This is a genomic window from Pseudomonas sp. P135 (assembly GCF_020312125.1).
In the GTDB taxonomy this organism is placed as follows: domain Bacteria; phylum Pseudomonadota; class Gammaproteobacteria; order Pseudomonadales; family Pseudomonadaceae; genus Aquipseudomonas; species Aquipseudomonas fragariae.
Genome location: NZ_JAGPYR010000006.1, coordinates 179,297 through 201,036, shown reverse-complemented (window position 1 = coordinate 201,036; position 21,740 = coordinate 179,297). Strand labels below are relative to the sequence as shown.

The following is a 21,740-nucleotide window of genomic DNA, read 5'->3' as shown; positions in this document are numbered from 1 at the left end:
GCTTTCAGTCCAGATCGCGACGCATGCCGATATGCGGAATGTCGTCTTCCAGGTAGACCTCGCCCACCGGATTGAAGCCGTAGCGGCTGTAATAGCCTTGCAGATGGGCCTGGGCCGATAGGTAGATGGGCTGGTCGGGCCATTTGCGTTCGGCGTTTTCCAGGGCCTGCTCCATCAGTTCATGGCCGATGCCCCTGCTGCGGATCGAAGGCGCAGTCACCACCCGGCCGATGGTCACGTCGCCGCCTTGCTGGATCGGGTCGAGCAAACGCAGGTAGGCGACCAGCTTGTCTTCCTGCCAGGCCATCAGGTGGCAGGTGTCGCCCATCAGGTCCTGTCCGTCGACGTCCAGGTACACGCATTGCTGCTCGACCACAAACACCTCGGCACGCAGTTGCAGCACGGCATAGAGTTGCTCGATGCTCAGCTCGGTGTGATGTTTGCAGATCCATTTGATAGACATGTCGCAGACTCGCAGGGAAACCAGAAGCGAAGTCTAAACGTATCCGGCGACATTCCCAATAAACGCCGTCAACGATATGAATGCTGCGCCGGTTGAGCATGTTGCCTGCCCGGCTTGTCTACTGCCTGCTTGAGGTCTTCAATTAGAACTGCAGGCGCCCTCACGGGCGAGCGTTTTCCTGCCGATAGGATTAAATCGGGCATGCCGCCCCTTTCAGGAACCTGAGCATGTCGCAGTTGCTTCGAGCGGTGGGGGTGCTGGTCTTTCTGCTGATGGCGCACGTCAACGCAGCTGAAAAGTTGCGTCTTGTCGCCGATCCCTGGCCACCTTTTACCGACGCGCTGCTGCTCAACGGCGGGCTGGCAACCGATATCGTCAATACGGCGCTGCGCCGTGCCGGGTACACCACGCTGTATGAGCAAGTGCCCTGGGCACGGGCGATGCTGGGCTTGAGCCAAGGGCGTCATGATGTGCTGATCAATGCGTGGTTCAGCGATGAACGTACGAAAATTGGCCAGTTTTCTGCGGAATACCTGCTCAACCGGATACGTTTCATCAAGCGCAAGGAGTCGCCCATTGGCACCCTGACCCATGAGCAGCTCCACCAATACGTGATCGCGGTGGTCAGGGGTTATGCTTATGCCCCTGCGTTTGACAGCGACAGCCAGTTGCAGAAGGTCCCTGTGCAGAACTTCTCCACCGCCATACGCATGCTCGCCGCCGAGCGTGTCGACCTGACCCTGGAAGATGAGTACGTAGCCCGTTACAACCTGGCGATGGAACCGGATGAGGTGCGTGACCGGGTCGAGTTTCTACCGGGCTCGTTGAGCGAGAACAGCCTGCATATTCTGGTCAGCCTGAAAAATCCCCACCACGACAAGATCGTCGCCGACTTTGATCGCGAAATTGCCGCCATGAAAGCCGACGGCACCTACGATGAGCTGCTCAGACTGCATGGGTTGCAGCAACCTCCGGAGCTTTGATCAAGTGCGCGGCGAGGGTGCGCAGCGGAGCCAGCTGGCGGCAGATCAGCGCCAGCTGGGCTTGCACCAGTCGCTGACTTTCGTCCATGTCTTCGGGCAGTTGCTCCAGTTGCGCGGCCAGCCCTTCCTCGGCATCGCTCTGCACCGCAACCGGCTTCTTCTCGGCTAGCCCTGCAGCGATTTCGTCGATGCTGGCGGCCAGTGTGGCACCGACGTTATCGATCAGGTGTTCGCGGACATCACTCGGCAACTGCGTATCACGGTGCGCGCCGAGGCCGGAAAGGTAGCTCAGCAGCGTGTGTGACAGCACCAGAAAGCGGAAGCCGACGTCGGCCTCCTTGCGAAAGTGGCCGGGCTCCATGAGCATGTTCGCCAGCGTGGTCGACAGCGCGGCGTCGGCGTTGTGGGCGTTGCGCCGCGCCAGTCGATAGGCCAGGTCGTCACTCTTGCCCTTGGCGTACTGTTGCATGATCTGCCGCAGGTAGATGCTGTTGCAGGTCAGGGTATTGGCCAGCACCTTGTTCAGGCGTCGTCCCTGCCAGTCCGGCAAAAACAGGAACACGGCGAGACCGGCGATAAGGCTGCCCAGCAATGTATCGAACAGCCGCGGCAGGAACAGGCCATAACCATCACCGACCTGATTGAAGCAGAACAGCACCATCACCGTGATGGCGGCGGTCGACAGGGTGTAGCGGGTGGTCCGATTGACGAAGAACACCACCCCGGCCAGCACGGCGCACATCGATTGCAGAATCGGGCTGGTAACCAGATCGAACAGCACCCAGCCGACCGTCAGGCCGATCGCGGTGCCGATGATCCGCTGGCCGAGCTTGAGCCGGGTGGCGCCGTAGCTGGGCTGGCAGACGAACACCGTGGTCAGGATGATCCAGTAGCCCTGTGACGGGTGAATCAGGTGCACCATCGCGTAACCGATGGTCAATGCCAGCGGCAGGCGCAGGGCGTGACGAAACAGCAGCGAGGTCGGGGTCATCTGCAGGCGCAGGCGCGTCCAGACATCCTTGAGGTTGCGCGGCGAGCGGTCCAGCAGGCTGCTGTCGGTGGCATCGGCCACGGCGTCCGGGTTGCTGGCGTCGCTGATCAGGCGATCCAGGGTGCCAAGGTTGGCGGCCAGCGCGCGCAGCGAACGCAGCAGGCCGCGCCACGCAGGGTTGCTCTGGATGCGCAGATGTTCAAGGGACGCGTGCAGGTCTTCCATGGCTTCGGCGAAGCTTGGGTCATACACGAATGGTTGACGTAACTGGATGGATTCCGACAGCGCCTGGCAGGCCACGCCCTGTTGACGCAGCAGGCGCTGGCAGCGGAACAGCACGTCGCTGTGGAAAAACGCATCGGCCAGTGAGTTGTAGGGGTAATGCGACGAGCTGGCGCGCTCGTGGATGTCCTGGGCGATGAAGTACAGCTTCAGGTAGCGGCTGACTTTGGAGCCGGGGCGGCCGCTGCCGACGCGGTGCAGGATGATTTCCTTGGTGGAGTTCAGCGCGGCGACGACTTTGCCGTTCTGCTGCGCCAGCTCCAGGCGACGGGCCTCCACGTTGAGCGTGCGAATCGGTTCGAACAGGGTCGACTTGAGCTTCAGGTACTGGCCCAGCTCACGAAACAGTCGCGCCAGCGCCTGTTGCACCGGCTGGTTGGAAAACAGCATCTGCCACAGCACCGACAGCAGGCCGTACCAGGCTGCGCCCGCCACCAGCAGCATCGGTTCATGCCAGAAGTCCAGTACTTCACCGCCACGCTGATCGACGCCGATCATGGTGTAGACCGAAAGGATCAACGTGCCGTAGGCAATCGCGCCATAGCGTTCACCCAGTGCGCCGAGCATGGTCAGGCAGAAGCTGGCCAGCGCCAGTGAACAGACAAACAGGATGGGGTAGGGGAAGAGCAATTCGACGGCAAGGGCGGCGATGCTGAAACACACCAGCGTCACCGCCAGTGCGTTGAGTCGGCCTTGCCAGCTGTCGTCGGTCTCGGCCAGGGCGCAGGCGATAATCCCCAGAAACAGCGGGATCAGTAACGCCATTTCATTTTGATACCAGCACAGTGCCATGCTGCCGGTCAGTGCGATAAAGACTCGAACGCTATAGCTGAATTTATCCAGCGCCCACAATCGACGGAATGTATGACGGAGAGATTTCGATGCCATGGGTTAGCTTGACGGCCCTGTTCGCAATTGATCGATCGTGCAGGGGGATATGTACAGACCAAATGACTGGCTGTACATCCGCCTCGCAAAATTTATACCGGTTTGCCGTGTCGTGATGTTGCATATCAGCGACCAGGTCACACGTACTGTGCGGCAGCATAGGCCGACGCCCACGCCCACTGAAAGTTGAAGCCGCCCAGATGACCGCTCACGTCGAGCACTTCGCCCACGAAATAAAGACCGGGGGATTTCAGCGATTCCATGGTCTTGGACGACACTTCGCGGGTGTCGATACCGCCCAGCGTCACTTCGGCCGTGCGATAACCCTCGGTGCCCGCCGGGACCACCTGCCAGCTCGCCAGCTTTTCGGCGATCTCGGCCAGTTCGGCGTGGGTGTACTGCTTCATCGGTCTGGATACGAACCAGTGTTCGGCGATCAGGTTGGCCATCTTCTTGGTGAAAATCTCGCCCAGCAGGGTTTTCAGTTCACTGTTGGGGCGCTCGGCCTGCTGCTGGTTGAGCCAGGCGGGCACGTCATGATCGGGCAGCAGGTTGATTTCCACTGTGTCGCCGGGCTGCCAGAACGAGGAAATCTGCAGGATCGCCGGGCCACTGAGGCCGCGGTGGGTGAACAGGATGTTTTCGCGGAAGCTGGTGTCGTTGCAGCTCACCAGGCAATCCACCGAGGTGCCTGACAGCTCGGTGCACAGCTCCTTGAGCTGATCGGTGATGGTGAACGGCACCAGCCCTGCGCGGGTCGGCAGCAGCGTGTGGCCGAACTGCTTGCCGACCTGATAGCCAAAACCGGTGGCGCCCAGCGTCGGAATCGACAGCCCGCCTGTGGCAATCACCAGCGACTGGCAGTTCAGGGTGCCCAGCGTGGTCTGCAGGCTGTAGCCGGCGTCAGTCTTTTCGATCTGCTGCACGGCGGTGTCCATGTGCAGGCTGACACCGGCGTGGCGGCACTCGTCCAGAAGCATTTCCAGAATGTCGCTGGACTTGTTGTCGCAAAACAGCTGGCCGAGCTTTTTCTCGTGATAAGGCACGCCATGTTTGGCGACCATCGCGATGAAATCCCATTGGGTGTAGCGGGCCAGGGCCGATTTGCAGAAATGCGGGTTCTGCGACAGGAAGTTGGCCGGCTCGGTGTACATATTGGTGAAGTTGCACCGCCCGCCACCGGACATCAGGATCTTCTTGCCGGGTTTGTTGGCGTGGTCGATCAACATCACCTTGCGCCCGCGAGCGGCAGCGGTGAACGCACACATCAGACCGGCAGCGCCGGCGCCAATGATTACAACGTCAGTAACGGGCACAGCGTGGTTCCTCGATCTTCAGGTCACTATCGTTCCCATGCTCCGCGCCAAGCTATGCACAAGCCTGTTTTTGATTCTGGCCGCAGAAGCCTGAAAACCGCGTTTTCAGGACCTTCGGGGCCTGTATATGACGCTCGGCGCGGCGTGTAGGGACTATCAGGGTCAACGATAAACTTTACAAAATCCGCACGCGCAGCGACTTGCCCTTGATCTTGCCATTGTTCAAACGCTCCAGGGCCTGTTTGGCCATGCTGCGCTCGACGGCAACGTAGGCCTGGAAGTCGAAAATCGCGATCTTGCCGACCTGAGTGCCCGCAATGCCTGCCTCGCCGGTCAGTGCGCCGAGGATGTCGCCCGGACGCAGCTTGTCCTTGCGGCCCGAGCCGATGCACAGGGTGGTCATGGCGGGCAGCAGCTTGCCGCCTTCCTTGATGCTCAGTCTGTCGTATTGCTGCCAGTTCAACGGCGCTTTCTGCAATTCTTCGATGGCACGGGCGCGCTGGCTTTCCGACGGGGCCACGAGGCTGACCGCGATGCCTTTCTCGCCTGCACGACCGGTACGGCCGACACGGTGGATGTGGATTTCCGAATCACGCGCCAGCTCGACGTTGATCACCATGTCCAGCGCGTCGATATCCAGACCGCGCGCGGCTACGTCCGTGGCGACCAGTACCGAGGTACTGCGGTTGGCGAACATCGCCAGTACCTGATCACGGTCACGCTGTTCCAGATCACCATGCAGGCCGACGGCAGACATGCCCTTGGCGGTCAGGTGATCGACCACTTCCTGGACCTGCTGCTTGGTGAAGCAGAACGCCACGCAGGACGTCGGACGGAAATGGCCGAGTACCTTGACCACCGCTTCCAGGCGCTGCTCCGGGGAGATCTCGTAGAAAATCTGCTCGATCTGGCTGTCGGCGTGCAGCGCTTCGACCTTGACGGTCTGCGGATCACGCATGAACTTCGAGGACAACTGCTTGATGCCGACCGGGTAGGTGGCGGAGAACAGCAGGGTCTGACGGCGCTGCGGAGTCTGCTCGATGATGTCGGCGATGGCGTCGTAGAAGCCCATGTCCAGCATGCGGTCGGCTTCATCGAGAATCAGCGTGTTCAGGCCGTCCAGGACCAGAGAGCCCTTGCGCAAGTGCTGCTGTATACGACCCGGAGTGCCGACGATGATGTGTGCGCCATGTTCCAGCGAGCCGATCTGCGGGCCAAAGGATACGCCGCCACACAGGGTCAGGACCTTGATGTTGTCCTCGGAACGCGCCAGACGGCGGATTTCCTTGGCCACCTGATCCGCCAGTTCGCGGGTCGGGCACATGACCAGTGCCTGACAACCGAAGAAACGCGGGTTGATCGGGTTGAGCAGGCCGATGCCGAACGCAGCGGTCTTGCCGCTGCCGGTCTTGGCTTGCGCGATCAGGTCCATGCCCTTGAGGATCACCGGCAGGCTCTGCGCCTGAATCGGTGTCATTTCGGCATAACCAAGCGACTCCAGGTTAGCCAGCATGGCAGCGGACAGAGGCAGGGAATTGAAAGCGGTGTTAGTCACGACGGTGGACCTGCAAAACAAAAATGTCGCGTAGTGTATCACCCGCCAGTGAGACCTGGCACCGACGATAAAGGTCGTGGGAGCGAGCTTGCTCGCGAAGGGGCCCTTACAGTCCCAGAAGATGGGGCGTCTGGACCATGGTCTTCGTGAGCAATGCGGATCGCCGCCCCGGTCACTCCCACAGGATCCAGCAATGAGCGCGGAGCATGGGCGCGATATCCAGGGCAAAAAAATCCCCGCTGGAGGGCGGGGTTGAGGTTCGAGCGTGGCAGCTCGCAAGGGTGTACAGCAAGGCCCGTCCGGGGACGGGCCGGCAGGGCTTACAGCAGGATTGTGCGGATGTCCGCCAGCAATTCGCTCAAGCGCTTGGTGAAGCGGGCAGCAGCTGCGCCGTTGATCACGCGGTGATCATAGGACAGCGACAGCGGCAGCATCAGTTTCGGCTGGAAGGCTTTGCCGTCCCAGACGGGCTGGATGGTTGCCTTGGAAACACCGAGGATCGCCACTTCCGGCGCGTTGACGATCGGCGTGAAGCCGGTGCCGCCAATGTGGCCGAGGCTGGAGATGGTGAAGCACGCGCCCTGCATGTCGTTCGCCGTCAGTTTCTTGTTGCGCGCCTTTTCCGCCAGTGCGGCGGCTTCGGCGGCCAGTTGCAACAGGCTCTTCTGGTCGACGTCGCGGATGACCGGGACCAGCAGGCCGTCCGGGGTGTCCACGGCAAAGCCGATGTGCACGTACTTCTTGCGAATCACGGCCTTGCCGCTAGGCGCCAGCGAAGCGTTGAAGTCCGGCAGCTCCTTGAGCAGGTGGGCGCAGGATTTGAGCAGCAGCGGCAGGACCGTCAGCTTGACGCCAGCCTTCTCGGCAGCGCCTTTCTGCGCCACACGGAAAGCTTCCAGGTCGGTAATGTCGGCCTGGTCGAACTGCGTGACGTGCGGAATGTTCAGCCAGCTGCGGTGCAGGCCGGAAGCGCCGAGTTGCATCAGGCGCGTCATCGGTACTTCTTCGATCTCGCCGAAACGGCTGAAATCGACTTCCGGAATCGGCGGGATGCCCGAGCCGCCGCTTGCGCCGCCAGCTGGAGCTTCCTTGGCCTTCTGCATCATGGTTTTGACGTAAGCCTGAACGTCTTCTTTCAGCACACGGCCGTGCGGGCCGGTGGCGCTGACAGCGTTCAGCTCGACGCCAAATTCGCGGGCCAGCTGACGAACGGCCGGGCCGGCATGAACCTTGGCACCGTCTTTGGCCGGAGCCGCTGGAGCGGCTGGCGCAGGTGCTGCTTCTGCTTTGGGAGCAGGGGCGGCGGGAGCTGCGGCCTCAGCCTTGGCCGGGGCCGCGGCGGGTGCGCTGGCGGCAGGGGCCGGAGCGGCGGCAGGCGCGGCGCCTTCGACTTTCAGTTTCAGGATCAGGTCGCCGGTACCGACTTCCTGGTCCAGCTTGACTTCGATGCTCTCGACAACGCCTGCTGCCGGAGAAGGGATCTCCATGCTGGCCTTGTCGGATTCCAGGGTGATCAGCGACTGATCGGCCTGGATGCTGTCACCGACCTTGACCATCAGTTCGATGATCTTGGCCTTGCCCGACGAACCGATGTCCGGTACGTGGATGTCCTGAACGCTGGCGCTGGCTGCCGGAGCAGGCTCGGCGGCGGCCGCAGGTGCAGGTGCCGCTTCAGCCGGCTTTTCGGCAGCAGCAGGGGCAGGGGCAGGTTCGGCAGCAGGTGCCGGGGCCGCAGCCGCAGCCGCAGCCGCTTCGCCTTCCACTTCCAGTTCGAACAGCTCGTCGCCTTCTTTCAGGCGGTCACCCAGCTTGACCTTCATGGTCTTGATGACGCCAGCCTTGGGAGCAGGGATTTCCATGCTCGCCTTGTCCGACTCAAGCGTCAGAACGCTCTGGTCGGCTTCGATGCGATCACCGACCTTGACCATCAATTCAATGACTTCGCCTTCACCGTTGCCGATGTCGGGTACACGAATTAACTCACTCACTATGTCTCTCCTTAGGAGAACCTGTTCACTCACGAATACGCTGGTTCAGTTACAACGAAACAGCGTTGGATGCTCATTTACGTCGAGTAAATTCCGCATCCTCGGCTGTTTACGCTCTGATCAGCGCTCTTGAAGCAGACTCTTAGCAGTCCAGTGGATTGCGTTTTTCAGGATCGATACCGAACTTGGCGATGGCTTCCGCCACGACTTTAGGTTCGATATCGCCACGATCAGCCAAGGCTTCCAGGGCTGCCAGCACCACGAAGTGACGATCGACTTCAAAGAAGTGACGCAGCTTCTTGCGGCTGTCGCTACGGCCGAAACCGTCGGTGCCCAGGACTTTGTATTCCTTGGTTGGAACCCACTGACGAATCTGATCAGCGAACAGCTTCATGTAATCCGTCGATGCGATGACCGGACCTTTGCGACCGTTCAGGCATTCCTCGACATAGCTCAGCTGCGGCTTCTGGCCAGGGTGCAGGCGGTTGTTGCGCTCTGCAGCCAGACCGTCGCGACGCAGCTCGTTGAAGCTGGTGACGCTCCACACGTCGGCACCGATGTTGAACTCGTCACGGAGAATCTTCGCTGCTTCGCGGACTTCACGCAGGATGGTGCCCGAGCCCAGCAACTGGACGTGGTGCGCCGCTTCCTTGGTGTCTTCTTCGAGCAGGTACATGCCCTTGACGATGCCTTCTTCCACACCGGCCGGCATGGCTGGCTGGGCGTAGGACTCGTTCATCACGGTCAGGTAGTAGAAAACGTCCTGCTGCTCTTCGAACATCCGGCGCATGCCGTCCTGGATGATCACTGCCAGTTCATAACCGTAAGTCGGGTCGAAGGTGCGGCAGTTCGGGATGGTCGATGCCAGGATGTGGCTGTGACCGTCTTCGTGCTGCAGGCCTTCACCGTTCAGCGTGGTACGGCCGGCGGTGCCGCCAATCAGGAAGCCACGGGTACGGCTGTCGCCAGCGGCCCAGGCCAGGTCGCCGATACGCTGGAAACCGAACATCGAGTAGAAGATGTAGAACGGAATCATCGGCTGGTTGTGGCTGGAATACGAAGTACCGGCAGCGATGAAGGAGGACATGGCGCCCGCTTCGTTGATGCCTTCTTCGAGGATCTGGCCTTTCTTGTCTTCGCGATAGAACATCACCTGTTCTTTATCGACTGGCTCGTAGAGCTGGCCGACCGACGAGTAGATGCCCAGTTGGCGGAACATGCCTTCCATACCGAAGGTACGCGCTTCGTCCGGGATGATCGGCACGATGCGCTGACCGATTTCCTTGTCCTTGACCAGTTGCGTCAGGATGCGCACGAAGGCCATGGTGGTGGAGATTTCGCGATCGCCCGAGCCATCCAGGATGGCCTTGAGGGTCTCGAGTGGCGGGGTCGGCAGGCTGAAGCTCTGCGCACGACGCTGCGGCACGAAACCACCCAGCGCAGCACGACGCTCGCTCAGATAACGGGCTTCGGCGCTGCCTTCTTCCGGCTTGTAGAACGGCAGGGCTTCGAGTTCGGAGTCCTTGACCGGGATGTCGAAGCGGTCACGGAAGTGACGCAGGCTGTCGACATCGACCTTTTTGGTGTTGTGCGCAGTGTTTTTCGCTTCACCGGCGCCGGTGCCATAACCTTTGATGGTCTTGGCCAGAACCACGGTCGGTTGACCCTTGTGGTTGACGGCTTCGTGGTAGGCCGCATAGACCTTGTACGGGTCGTGGCCGCCACGGTTGAGTTTCCAGATCTCGTCATCGGACAGATCGGCAACCATGGCCTTGAGTTCAGGCGAGTTGAAGAAGTGCTCGCGGACGAACGCGCCGTCCTTGGCCTTGTAGTTCTGGTATTCGCCGTCGATGACTTCGTCCATGCGACGTTGCAGGATACCGTCGACGTCCTTGGCCAGCAGTGGGTCCCAGAAACGGCCCCAGATGACTTTGGTGACGTTCCACTGGGCGCCACGGAACACGCCTTCGAGTTCCTGGATGATCTTGGCGTTGCCGCGAACCGGGCCGTCGAGGCGCTGCAGGTTGCAGTTGACGACGAAGATCAGGTTGTCGAGCTTCTCGCGACCGGCCAGGGCGATGGCGCCCAGGGATTCCGGCTCGTCGGTCTCGCCGTCACCCAGGAAGCACCAGACTTTCTGCTTGCCTTCCGGGATGTAACCGCGGTGCTCCAGGTACTTCATGAAGCGCGCCTGGTAGATCGCCTGGATCGGACCAAGGCCCATCGATACGGTCGGGAACTGCCAGAAATCCTTCATCAGCCACGGGTGTGGGTAAGACGACAGGCCATTGCCGTCGACTTCCTGACGGAAGTTGGTCATTTGCTCTTCGGTGATGCGGCCTTCCATGAACGCACGGGCGTAAACACCTGGCGATGCGTGACCCTGGAAGTAGATCAGGTCGCCGCCGTGTTCGTCGGTCGGGGCCTGGAAGAAGTAGTTGAAGCCGATGTCGTACAGCGTGGCGCTGGAGGCGAAGCTGGAGATGTGGCCGCCCAGATCCGGGTCGCCGATGTTGGTTTTGACAACCATGGCCAATGCGTTCCAGCGCACCAGCGAGCGAATGCGGCGTTCCATGAACAGGTCGCCAGGCATGCGTGCTTCGTGGGTGACAGGAATGGTGTTGCGATATGGCGTGGTGATGGCGTACGGCAGCTGCGAACCACTACGGGTGGCCAGCTCGCCCAAACGGGTCATCAGGTAGTGAGCGCGGTCTTCGCCTTCTTTGTCGAGAACCGATTCCAGGGCGTCCAGCCATTCCTGGGTTTCGACGGGATCGAGGTCTTGCATGGCTTGCTCCAGGGCGGAAAGGCTTCCAGAATCGGTTGCCTGAGTTTGCGACTGGCCTTGTGGGCAGACGACATAAATTCTTGGATTTCCGGAGGGTGGGATCCGGCGGCGTGTAGTTTTACTACAAATCGACGACGATTTCAGCCCTCCGAGTATCGGACCCAGTAGTAAAACTACAGAGAAGCGACTCAATCGCTCCTGTTGTCGTGTAGCTTAAAACGTTACTGTTGATCGCTATTGAATATCTTGCAGGGAAAAAGCGGATTTTTATGCTTCTAATTTGATTTTTCCAGCAATTTATAACCTTTGTTCGACAAGCGGTGCTGGCAGACGCGTCTCGCCGTAACGACGGACGGGCGTCTGCACGCCGATCAAGGATAGACCATGAGCCTACCTTTACTGGCCGAATTTCCGGCCATTCTGCTGCCATCGATCAGCCGCGCCCTCCAGATGTTTCAGGCTGCGCTGACTGCCCTGTCCGAGGACGCGCTGGCTTCTTTCCAGGCCTGGCCCGAGGCGCGACAGGCAGCCTTCGACCGGGTCTGCGCCGCCAGTGATTTTGTAACCGAACAAGTCTGCCGTGATCCGCAGATGCTCCTGCAGCTGGCCGATTCGGGCGAGCTGGAGCGTAGCTTCTCTGCCGGCCAATTGCGCGGTCAGCTTGCCGACGCGCTGTCGAGCGTCGCCAGCGAGGATGAATTGGGGCGTAATCTACGTCGACAGCGCGCGCGCCAGCAAGTACGGATTATCTGGCGCGACCTGAGCCGTCAGGCAAACCTGATCGAAACCTGCCGTGACCTGTCGGACATGGCCGATGCGTCGATCGATCTGGCTTACCAATGGTTGTACGCCCGGCATTGCCAGCAGTTCGGCACCCCGACCGGTCGTCATTCCGGAAAGCCGCAGCACATGGTCATCCTGGGTATGGGCAAGCTCGGCGCGGTCGAACTGAACCTGTCCTCGGACATTGACCTGATCTTCGGCTACCCGGAGGGCGGCGAAACCGTCGGCACCAAGCGTGCCCTGGACAATCAGGAGTTCTTCATTCGTCTGGGCCAGCGGCTGATCAAGGCGCTCGACCCGGTGACCGTCGACGGGTTCGTGTTCCGGGTCGACATGCGTCTGCGTCCCTACGGTTCGTCCGGGGCACTGGTGCTCAGCTTCAATGCGCTGGAGCAGTATTACCAGGACCAGGGTCGTGACTGGGAACGTTACGCGATGATCAAGGCGCGCGTGGTCGGGGGCGATCAGGCGGCCGGTGCCGAATTGCTGGCGATGCTGCGTCCGTTCGTCTATCGCCGCTATCTGGACTTCTCGGCCATCGAAGCGCTGCGCACCATGAAGCAGCTCATTCAGCAGGAAGTGAAGCGCAAGGGCATGGCGGAAAACATCAAGCTGGGTGCCGGCGGTATTCGCGAGGTGGAGTTCATCGCCCAGGCCTTTCAACTGATTCACGGCGGCCGCGACCTGAGTCTGCAGCAGCGACCGCTGTTCAAAGTGCTGAAAACCCTTGAGGAGCAGGGCTATCTGCCCTCGGCGGTGACCGAAGAGTTGCGCGAGGGCTACGAGTTTCTGCGCTACACCGAGCACGCCATTCAGGCGATTGCCGACCGTCAGACGCAGATGCTCCCGGACAACGAACAGGATCAGGCGCGTGTTGCCTTGATCATGGGCTTCGCTGACTGGGCTGCCTTTCATGAACGGCTGATGTACTGGCGTGGCCGTGTGGCCTGGCATTTCCGCCAGGTCATTGCTGACCCCGACGCCGATCCGGATGACGAGCAAGATGAAGATGGCGAAGTGGTGGTTGGAGGCGAATGGCTGCCGTTGTGGGAAGAGTCCCAGGACGAAGAAGCCGCAGGTCGCCAACTGTTGCAGGCCGGCTTCGTCGATGCCGAGAGGGCGCTGAAAAATCTGGCCAACCTGCGCAGCAGCCCCAACCTGCGTTCGATGCAGCGTCTGAGCCGTGAGCGACTGGACGCGTTCATCCCCCGTCTGCTGGCTCAGGCGGTGGAGCATGAGAAGCCCGACCTGGTCCTGGAACGCGTGCTGCCGCTGGTAGAAGCCGTCGCCCGGCGCTCGGCGTACCTGGTGCTGCTCACGGAAAACCCAGACGCACTGCGGCAACTGTTGACCCTGTGCGCCGCCAGCCCGTGGATTGCCGAACAGATCGCGCGTTTCCCGTTGCTGCTCGATGAGTTGCTCAACGAGGGACGCCTGTTCAATCCGCCGCTGGCCCCGGAACTCGCCGCCGAGCTGCGCGAACGGCTGATTCGTATCCCCGAGGACGATCTCGAGCAACAGATGGAAGCCCTGCGGCATTTCAAGCTGGCGCACAGCCTGCGGGTCGCGGCATCCGAGATATCCGGCAGCCTGCCATTGATGAAAGTCAGTGATTACCTGACCTGGCTGGCCGAGGCGATTCTCGATCAGGTGCTCGCGCTGGCCTGGCGCTACAGCGTGGCCCGCCACGGCACGCCGTTACGCCCGGATGGCTCGTTGTGCGATCCGGGCTTCGTGATCGTCGGCTACGGCAAGGTCGGTGGCATCGAACTGGGGCACGGCTCCGATCTGGATCTGGTGTTCATTCATGATGGCGATCTGGAAGCCGAGACCGACGGTGCCAAACCGATCGACACCGCGCAGTTCTTCACCCGGCTGGGGCAGCGGGTGATCCATTTGCTGACCACGCAAACCAACTCCGGTCAGCTGTATGAGGTCGACATGCGCCTGCGGCCTTCGGGGGCGTCCGGCCTGCTGGTCAGCTCTCTGGGCGCTTTCGCCCGTTATCAGGCCAATGAAGCCTGGACCTGGGAGCATCAGGCACTGGTCCGTGCGCGGGTGATGACCGGCAGCCGGGATGTTGGCGAGCAATTCGAGAAAGTCCGTGCCGATGTGCTGGGGCGCGAACGTGATCTGCACAAGCTGCGCGCCGAAGTCAGCGAAATGCGCGCCAAGATGCGTGACAACCTCGGGACCCGCGTGACAGCGGCTGGCAGGGCGGCCAATGCCTTCGAGGCGGCGGTGCCATTCGACCTCAAGCAGGACGCCGGAGGTATCGTCGATATCGAATTTATGGTGCAATACGCCGCCTTGGCGTGGTCCAGAGAGCATCCCGCGCTGCTGCAATACACCGACAACATCCGGATTCTCGAAGGGCTGGAAGAGGCAGGGCTGCTGCCGGATACGGATGCCGGCCTGTTGCGCGAAGCCTATAAGGCGTATCGCTCGGCGGCACATCGCCAGGCCTTGCAGAAGCAGGCGGGCGTGGTCAGCGGCGATCAGTTTCATGCCCAGCGGCGTGAGGTGATGCGGATCTGGACGCAGATGGGGTTGAGCTGAGCCTCACGGCAACGCCACATTCCGCTGCAACACTCTATAAAGCTATGACAGGGAGGCGACAGGTTGTGTGGGAACGTCACGCAGTCTGATCGGCCTCCCTGATCGTTTCTGGTCGTTTTTGGATAGAACATGAAAATTCTGATCGTTGGGCCTAGCTGGGTCGGTGACATGGTGATGGCACAAACGCTGTTCCAGTGTCTGAAACAGCGTCATCCCGAGTGCGAAATCGACGTGTTGGCCCCTGAATGGAGCCGTCCGATACTGGAGCGCATGCCGCAGGTTCGCGCTGCGCTGAGTTTTCCGCTGGGGCACGGTGCCCTGGAACTGGCGACCCGTCGCCGGATCGGCAAGTCCCTGGCTGGCCAATACGATCAGGCTATCCTGCTGCCCAATTCGCTGAAATCCGCGCTGGTGCCGTTTTTTGCCGGTATCCCGAAGCGCACCGGCTGGCGCGGCGAGTTTCGCTACGGCCTGCTCAACGACGTGCGGACCCTCGACAAACAGCGTTACCCGCTGATGATCGAACGTTTCATGGCCCTGGCCTTCGACAAGGGCGCCGAGTTGCCGCGTCCTTACCCGCGACCGAGCCTGCGCATCGACCCGGCCACGCGCGATGCCGCACTGAGCAAATTCGGCCTCACCCTGGATCGCCCGGTACTGGCGCTGTGCCCCGGCGCAGAGTTCGGCGAGTCCAAGCGCTGGCCTGCCGAACATTACGCACAGGTCGCTGACGCGAGCATTCGCGAAGGCTGGCAGGTCTGGCTGTTTGGCTCGAAAAAGGATCATCCGGTCGGTGAGAGCATTCGCCAGGAGCTGATTCCCGGCCTGCGTGAGGAGTCCGTCAACCTCAGTGGCGAGACCTCGCTGGCCGAAGCCATTGACCTGCTGTCGTGCGCCGACGCGGTGGTCTCCAACGATTCCGGCCTGATGCATGTGGCCGCCGCGCTGAACCGTCCGCTGGTGGCTGTCTACGGCTCGACCTCGCCGGGCTTCACGCCGCCGCTGGCCGACGCAGTGGAGGTGGTGCGACTGGGCATCGAGTGCAGCCCGTGCTTTGAGCGCACCTGCCGTTTCGGCCATTACAACTGCATGCGTCTGCTTGAGCCGGACGCGGTGACTCAGGCGCTGAGCCGTCTGAGTAGCACGCCGGTGGAGGTTGCCTGATTTTGCGGGTACTGCTGATCAAGACGTCTTCACTGGGTGATGTGATTCATGCCTTGCCCGCGCTGACCGATGCGGCGCGCGCGCTGCCCGGTATTCGCTTCGACTGGGTGGTCGAGGAAGGCTTCGCGGAAATTCCCGCCTGGCATCCGGCGGTCGACAGGGTCATCCCGGTGGCGATCCGCCGCTGGCGCAAGCACCTCTGGCAGACCTTCAGGTCCGGCGAATGGCGGCGCTTCAAGCAGCAGGTGCGCGAACAGCGTTATGATCTGGTGATTGATGCGCAGGGCCTGTTCAAAAGTGCCTGGCTGACGCGCTATGTCGAGGCACCGGTGGCCGGTCTGGACCGCGATTCGGCACGCGAGCCGGTCGCCAGTCGCTTTTATGATCGCGCTTTTCCAGTGGCACGCGGGCAGCATGCGGTCGAGCGGCTGCGTCAGTTGTTCGCTCAGGCACTGGGCTATCCACAGCCGTCCGGCATGGGCGATTACGGTCTCAAGCCGCTGGCGACGCTGGATGACAGTTTGCAGGCCCCGTTCGTGCTGTTCTTGCATGGCACGACCTGGGACACCAAGCACTGGCCCGAGCTGTACTGGCGGCAACTGGCCGAATTGATGGCCGCGCGCGGCCTGCAGGTGCAGTTGCCGTGGGGCAATCCGGCAGAGAAGGCCCGCGCCGAGCGCATTGCCGAGGGTCTGAGCAGCGCGCACGTGCTGCCCAAGCTGAATCTGGCAGGGGTTGCGCGGGTGCTGGCCAGCGCGCAGGCGTGCGTCGCGGTAGACACCGGCATCGGGCACCTGGCCGCGGCACTGGATGTGCCGACCATTTCCCTGTTCGGCCCGACCAATCCGGGCCTGACCGGGGCCTACGGCAAATCGCAGGTGCATCTGGCCAGCGACTACCCGGGCTGCACGCCGTGCCTGCAAAAGAAATGCACGTACCAACCGAGCGCCGACGATCAGCGCCGGTTCGACCTTAAGCGCGAGTGGCCGATGTGCTTCACTCGTTTGAATCCCGAGCGAGTAGCGAGCCAATTGGGCGCGCTGTTGCTGGCAAAGGAACCTGGCTGATGCAACTGGCTTTTGTACTCTACAAATACTTCCCGTTCGGTGGCCTGCAACGCGACTTCATGCGCATCGCGCTGGAGTGTCAGCAGCGCGGTCATCAGATCCGCGTTTACACCCTGATCTGGGAAGGCGATGTGCCGCCCGGTTTCGAGGTGCTGGTGGCGCCGGTCAAGGCGTTCTTCAACCATCGGCGCAACGAAAAGCTCAGTGCCTGGATGGAGGCGGACCTGGCCAAACGCCCGGTGGACCGCCTGATCGGTTTCAACAAGATGCCCGGTCTGGATGTGTATTACGCCGCCGACGGCTGCTTCGAGGACAAGGCGCAGAACCTGCGCAGCCCGCTCTATCGCAAGTGGGGCCGTTACCGCCACTTTGCCGACTACGAGCGCGCAGTGTTTGCCAGGGACTCGAAAACCCAGGTGTTGATGATTTCCGAAGTGCAGCAGCCGCTGTTCATCAAGCATTACGACACCCCGCCGTCGCGCTTCCATTTGCTGCCGCCGGGTATTTCCCAGGATCGCCGCGCGCCGCCGGATGCCCCTGAGATCCGCGCGGGCTTTCGCAAGGAATTCGGCCTTGCCGACGATGACCTGTTATTGGTGCAGATAGGCTCCGGTTTCAAGACCAAGGGCGTGGATCGCAGCCTGAAGGCGCTCGCGGCTCTGCCCGCCGAGCTGAAGAAGCGCACGCGACTGTTTGTAATCGGGCAGGACGACCCCAAAGTATTCCAATTGCAGAGCGCGGCGCTCGGCCTGGGTGATCAGGTGACCTTCATGAAAGGGCGCAGCGATATTCCGCGCTTTCTACTGGGTGCCGACCTGCTGATTCATCCGGCCTACAACGAAAACACCGGGACCGTGCTGCTCGAAGCGCTGGTTGCCGGTTTGCCGGTTTTGGTCAGCGCGGTCTGTGGTTACGCTCACTATATTGCCGAGGCCGATTGCGGGCGGGTGCTGGATGAGCCGTTCGATCAGGCGCAGCTCAATCGCTACCTGTCGGAGATGCTTCAGGACAACGCCGCACGCAGCGCGTGGTCGCGCAATGGCCTGACCTTTGCCGACACGGCAGACCTTTACAGCATGCCGCAACACGCTGCGGATGTGATTCTGGCGGAGCACTATTGATGAAGCTGTTCCTTGCTGAGCCGTTCAAGAGCCTGTGGGCGGAGCGCGATGCGTTCGTCGAGGTCGAAGGCCTGAGCGGTGAGGTCTACCGCGAACTGGAAGGGCGCCGCACGCTGCGCACCGAGGTCGACGGGCGCGGTTACTTCGTCAAGATCCACCGCGGCATCGGCTGGGGCGAGATCGCCAAGAACCTGGCAACCGCCAAGCTGCCGGTACTGGGCGCGGGCAAGGAATGGGACGCCATCGAGCGTCTGCATGAAGTCGGCGTCCCGACCATGACCGCCGTGGCCTATGGTGAGCGTGGCAGCAACCCTGCCGCGCAGCACTCGTTCATCGTCACTGAAGAACTGGCACCGACCATCAGCCTTGAAGACATCAGCCTCAACTGGCGCAGCGAGCCGCCCGAGCCGCGTCTGAAAAGAGCCTTCATTGCCGAAGTCGCCCGCATGGTCGGCATGATGCACCGCGCAGGCGTCAATCATCGCGACTGCTACATCTGCCATTTTCTGCTGCACACCGACAAGCCAGTGACCGCTGACGATTTCAAACTGTCGGTCATCGACCTGCACCGTGCCCAGACCCGCCGTGCGATCACGCCGCGCTGGCGCAACAAGGACCTGGCCGCGTTGTATTTCTCCGCGCTGGACATCGGCCTGACCCGCCGCGACAAACTGCGTTTTCTCCAGGGCTATTTCCAGAAGCCGTTGCGCGAAATCCTGCTCAAGGAAGCGACGTTGCTGACCTGGCTGGACAAAAAAGCCGACAAGTTGTATCAGCGCAAAGTGCGCTACGGAGACGCTCTCTGATGGCGGGCTGGAAGCTCGAGCCCGAGTACGCGTTCCTGGAACAGGAATTCGGTAGCCTGGATGCCGTATTTGCCTTGCAGGGACAGCAGTTGACCCGCGACCCGCTGTCCGACGTCATTCGCGTCGAGCGCGGCGGGGTTTACTACTACGTCAAACGCTACGTGGGCGCGGGCAAGGGCCTGCGTCGCTATATGGGCAAGCCGAGGGTCAAGTCCGAGTGGCAGAACCTCAAGCGCTTTGCCAAATGGGGCATTCCCACCGCAGAAGTCGTGGCCTGGGGGCTGGAGCGCAACGGCGCGGCGTATGATCGCGGCGCACTGATCACGCGAGGCTTGCCGAACACCGAAGACTTGTCGGCACTGGCGCAACGCAAGGACCCGCGACTGGCCGACCGCCACTGGGTCGATGCAGTCAGTCGCCAACTGGCTGCCTTTACCCGGATCATGCACGACAACCATTTCACGCATAACGATTTGAAATGGCGCAACCTGTTGGTCGATAACGAGGGCAAGCTGTTTTTCATCGATTGCCCCAATGGTGCATTCTGGTGGAGCTTCATGCTGCGCTATCGGATCACCAAGGATCTGGCCTGCCTGGACAAGGTCGCCAAGTATCATTTGTCAGCCACCCAGCGCCTGCGCTTCTACCTGCAATACCGCCAGCGAACGCGTTTGAACGCCTCCGACAAGAAACGTATTCGACATATCGTCAGCTTTTTCGAGGGCCGTGAATGAGCGTTTTTATTGCCAGTGCCGACCAGCCTTTACTGGCGCGTCACAACCTGGCTGATTTTGAATCGCTTTGGAACATCAGGCTTGATGCGGTCGATGAGCCCAATACCGGGCGCGGCGGCTGGAGCAGTGTGTTCCGCCTCGACCTGGACGGTCAGGGTTTTTACCTCAAGCGTCAGAGCAATTACCTGACGCACACGTTGCATCACCCGTTTGGCGAACCGTCGTTTTCGCGCGAGTTTCGTAACATCAGTCGCTATCGCAAGCTGGGGATTCCGGCGTTGCAGGCGGTGTTCTATGGCGAGCGCAAGGTCGACGGCGAACGCCGGGCGATCCTGATGACGCGTGCGCTGGACGGCTGGACCGATCTTGACGAGCTGTTGCAGCAGTGGAACCAGATGGAGGCCCCTCAGCGTCAGGCAATACTGCACGCCTGCGGCCAGCTGGCGCGCACGCTGCACCGCGCCGGACAGGTACATGGCTGCTTCTACCCCAAACATATTTTTCTTCAGGCAGCCGGTACCGGGTATCAGGCGCAACTGATCGACCTGGAAAAGACCCGCCCGGTGATTTTTGGCAAGCGTGACCTTGCCCGCGACCTCGAACCGCTGCTGCGCCGCGCGCCGATGTGGAATGAGGCCGATCGGCGCGAGCTGCTGGCGGCTTATCTGCACGCCACGCCAAACAGCCTGCTGGTCGACGCCTGGAGTGCGCGCCTTGGCAAACGCGGCGCTCACAAACGAGACCTTCAACACAGCGATGATAAAGAGACCCGTTGATGCGCCTGTCTGAACTCAAGACCGCCGGCCGTACCCTCGAGTTGCCGATGAGCCTGACGCTGGCCGATGCTGCCGGATCGGCTGAACTGCAATTGCTGACCCTGCTGCGTGTATTGCCGGGGCAGCGCTATGTCGGGGCCGGTGTCTGGCGAGGCCGAACGGTGCTGGCAAAACTGCTGGTGGGCGACAAGGCGGCCCGACACTTTCAGCGTGAGCTGGCCGGGGTCAGGCTGCTTGCCGAACAGGGCCTGACCACACCGCTGCTGCTGGCCGACGGTTTACAGGACGGCGAGGGTGGCTGGCTGTTGTTCGAGTTTCTCGAACAGGCGCCAAGCCTGGGCGATGCCTGGAACGCCGTTCAGCACCTGCCACCGCTGGCAGACGAGCAGCAAGCGGTGCTTGGCGAGGCGCTATCGGCCATTGCCCGGCAGCACGCAAAAGGCCTGTGGCAGGAAGACCTGCACCTGGACAACCTGCTGCGCCACAACGGGCAGCTGTACCTGATCGATGGCGCCGGGATTCGTGCTGAACAGGCCGGTACGCCGTTGTCCCGGCAAAAGGTGCTGGAAAACCTCGGCGTGTTCTTTGCCCAGTTGCCCAGGTCTTTCGAACCGTTTACTGAAGAGCTGCTGGTGCATTACCTGTTGAGCAATGCCGAACATGGTTTGCCGATGGAAGCGCTGCAAAAGCAGATTGACAAGGTTCGCAGCTGGCGGCTCAAGGACTTCATGAGCAAGACCGTGCGCGACTGCAGTCTGTTCAGCGTCGAGGACAGCGCTTCGGTGTTCCGCGCCATTCGTCGCGAGGAAGAATCCGCAATGCTGCCGGTGCTGAGTCAGGCGGATGCCTTGCTCGACCAGGGGCATCTGTACAAGACCGGGGGCGCTGCGAGTGTCGGGCGGGTTGAGGTCAGTGGTCGTCCGCTGGTCATCAAGCGCTACAACATCAAGAATTTCAGCCACTGGCTCAAGCGCTTCTGGCGCCCCAGCCGAGCCTGGCATTCGTGGCGCGAAGGCAATCGGCTGAAGTTCCTCGGTATCGCCACACCCAAACCGCTGGCCGTGCAGGAAAAGCGCTTTCTCGGCTTGCGCAGCAAGGCCTGGCTGGTGACCGAATTCATCGATGGGCCGGACATCATCGAACGCTTCGCCCCCTATGTTGAAAGCGGTGATGCGCCAGAGGTCGAACTGCAGGCGCTGGATCGGCTTTTTGTGCAGCTTATCCAGGCGCGCATCAGCCATGGCGATTTCAAGGGGCATAACCTGTTCTGGCACGTCGATCGCTGGGCGATGATCGACCTGGACGCCATGCAGCAGCACAGTTCGCAATCGTCATTCGCGGCGGCCTACGCCCGTGACCGGGCCCGCTTCATGCGTAACTGGCCCGCGCACAGCGCGCTGCACCAGTTGCTGGAACAGCGCTTGCCGAAGCTCGCGTCAGACTGAATCCACCTGACTCTCGTGCCAGCGCGGAGCG

The 21,740-nt window shown here is 61.4% G+C and carries 15 protein-coding genes; 9 read left to right on the top strand and 6 right to left on the bottom strand.

Features of this window, described 5'->3' with window-relative positions:
- Window positions 1–4: 4 nt before the first annotated feature.
- Entirely contained in the window at window positions 5–463 is a 459-nt protein-coding gene (locus KBY08_RS11660) for a GNAT family N-acetyltransferase (protein ID WP_003404616.1), read from the bottom strand.
- 227 nt (window positions 464–690) lie between these two features.
- Here KBY08_RS11660 and KBY08_RS11655 point away from each other — a divergent pair, with 227 nt between their 5' ends.
- Window positions 691–1,446, top strand: a complete 756-nt coding sequence (locus tag KBY08_RS11655; RefSeq protein WP_024640335.1) for a substrate-binding periplasmic protein — start codon at window positions 691–693, stop codon at window positions 1,444–1,446.
- On the opposite strand, the gene yccS is transcribed toward KBY08_RS11655, so the two are convergent.
- The 5 genes from yccS to aceE form a co-directional block, all read right to left on the bottom strand.
- Window positions 1,409–3,607 (bottom strand): YccS family putative transporter, encoded by a 2,199-nt coding sequence (gene yccS / locus KBY08_RS11650; RefSeq protein ID WP_011266454.1) that lies wholly within the window; start codon window positions 3,605–3,607, stop codon window positions 1,409–1,411. The two genes, KBY08_RS11655 and yccS, sit on opposite strands and share 38 nt — an antisense overlap.
- 137 nt (window positions 3,608–3,744) lie before the next feature.
- Window positions 3,745–4,923: an NAD(P)/FAD-dependent oxidoreductase gene (locus KBY08_RS11645; RefSeq protein ID WP_024640333.1), complete on the bottom strand. Its 1,179-nt coding sequence runs from the start codon at window positions 4,921–4,923 to the stop codon at window positions 3,745–3,747.
- 175 nt (window positions 4,924–5,098) lie between these two features.
- A complete protein-coding gene (gene dbpA, locus KBY08_RS11640) occupies window positions 5,099–6,478 on the bottom strand; it encodes an ATP-dependent RNA helicase DbpA (protein ID WP_010440122.1) in 1,380 nt (459 codons plus the stop codon).
- 320 nt (window positions 6,479–6,798) lie between these two features.
- Window positions 6,799–8,466: a dihydrolipoyllysine-residue acetyltransferase gene (gene aceF, locus KBY08_RS11635; RefSeq protein ID WP_032655172.1), complete on the bottom strand. Its 1,668-nt coding sequence runs from the start codon at window positions 8,464–8,466 to the stop codon at window positions 6,799–6,801.
- A 142-nt stretch (window positions 8,467–8,608) separates the two neighbouring features.
- A complete protein-coding gene (aceE, locus tag KBY08_RS11630) occupies window positions 8,609–11,254 on the bottom strand; it encodes a pyruvate dehydrogenase (acetyl-transferring), homodimeric type (protein ID WP_003422379.1) in 2,646 nt (881 codons plus the stop codon).
- A gap of 384 nt (window positions 11,255–11,638) precedes the next feature.
- On the opposite strand from aceE, the gene glnE reads away from it, so the two are divergent.
- The 8 genes from glnE (at window position 11,639) to KBY08_RS11590 (ending at window position 21,709) form a co-directional block, all read left to right on the top strand.
- Entirely contained in the window at window positions 11,639–14,596 is a 2,958-nt protein-coding gene (gene glnE, locus KBY08_RS11625) for a bifunctional [glutamate--ammonia ligase]-adenylyl-L-tyrosine phosphorylase/[glutamate--ammonia-ligase] adenylyltransferase (RefSeq protein ID WP_032655177.1), read from the top strand.
- 129 nt (window positions 14,597–14,725) lie between these two features.
- Window positions 14,726–15,760: a lipopolysaccharide heptosyltransferase II gene (gene waaF / locus KBY08_RS11620; protein ID WP_024641054.1), complete on the top strand. Its 1,035-nt coding sequence runs from the start codon at window positions 14,726–14,728 to the stop codon at window positions 15,758–15,760.
- 2 nt (window positions 15,761–15,762) lie between these two features.
- On the top strand, window positions 15,763–16,827 hold the full coding sequence (gene waaC / locus KBY08_RS11615; RefSeq protein WP_024640329.1) for a lipopolysaccharide heptosyltransferase I: 1,065 nt from the start codon (window positions 15,763–15,765) through the stop codon (window positions 16,825–16,827).
- The gene (locus tag KBY08_RS11610; RefSeq protein WP_024659674.1) at window positions 16,827–17,948 is read left to right on the top strand and encodes a glycosyltransferase family 4 protein; all 1,122 of its coding nucleotides are present in this window, start codon (window positions 16,827–16,829) and stop codon (window positions 17,946–17,948) included. Before waaC ends, KBY08_RS11610 begins: the two co-directional genes overlap by 1 nt.
- Complete coding sequence (gene rfaP, locus KBY08_RS11605) at window positions 17,948–18,754, top strand: lipopolysaccharide core heptose(I) kinase RfaP (protein ID WP_024659675.1); 807 nt, start codon at window positions 17,948–17,950, stop codon at window positions 18,752–18,754. The genes KBY08_RS11610 and rfaP overlap by 1 nt, the downstream gene beginning before the upstream one ends.
- Entirely contained in the window at window positions 18,754–19,488 is a 735-nt protein-coding gene (locus KBY08_RS11600) for a lipopolysaccharide kinase InaA family protein (RefSeq protein ID WP_024659676.1), read from the top strand. Before rfaP ends, KBY08_RS11600 begins: the two co-directional genes overlap by 1 nt.
- Window positions 19,485–20,264 (top strand): lipopolysaccharide kinase InaA family protein, encoded by a 780-nt coding sequence (locus KBY08_RS11595; RefSeq protein WP_011266464.1) that lies wholly within the window; start codon window positions 19,485–19,487, stop codon window positions 20,262–20,264. Before KBY08_RS11600 ends, KBY08_RS11595 begins: the two co-directional genes overlap by 4 nt.
- Complete coding sequence (locus KBY08_RS11590; protein ID WP_024659677.1) at window positions 20,264–21,709, top strand: lipopolysaccharide kinase InaA family protein; 1,446 nt, start codon at window positions 20,264–20,266, stop codon at window positions 21,707–21,709. Before KBY08_RS11595 ends, KBY08_RS11590 begins: the two co-directional genes overlap by 1 nt.
- Window positions 21,710–21,740: the final 31 nt, after the last annotated feature.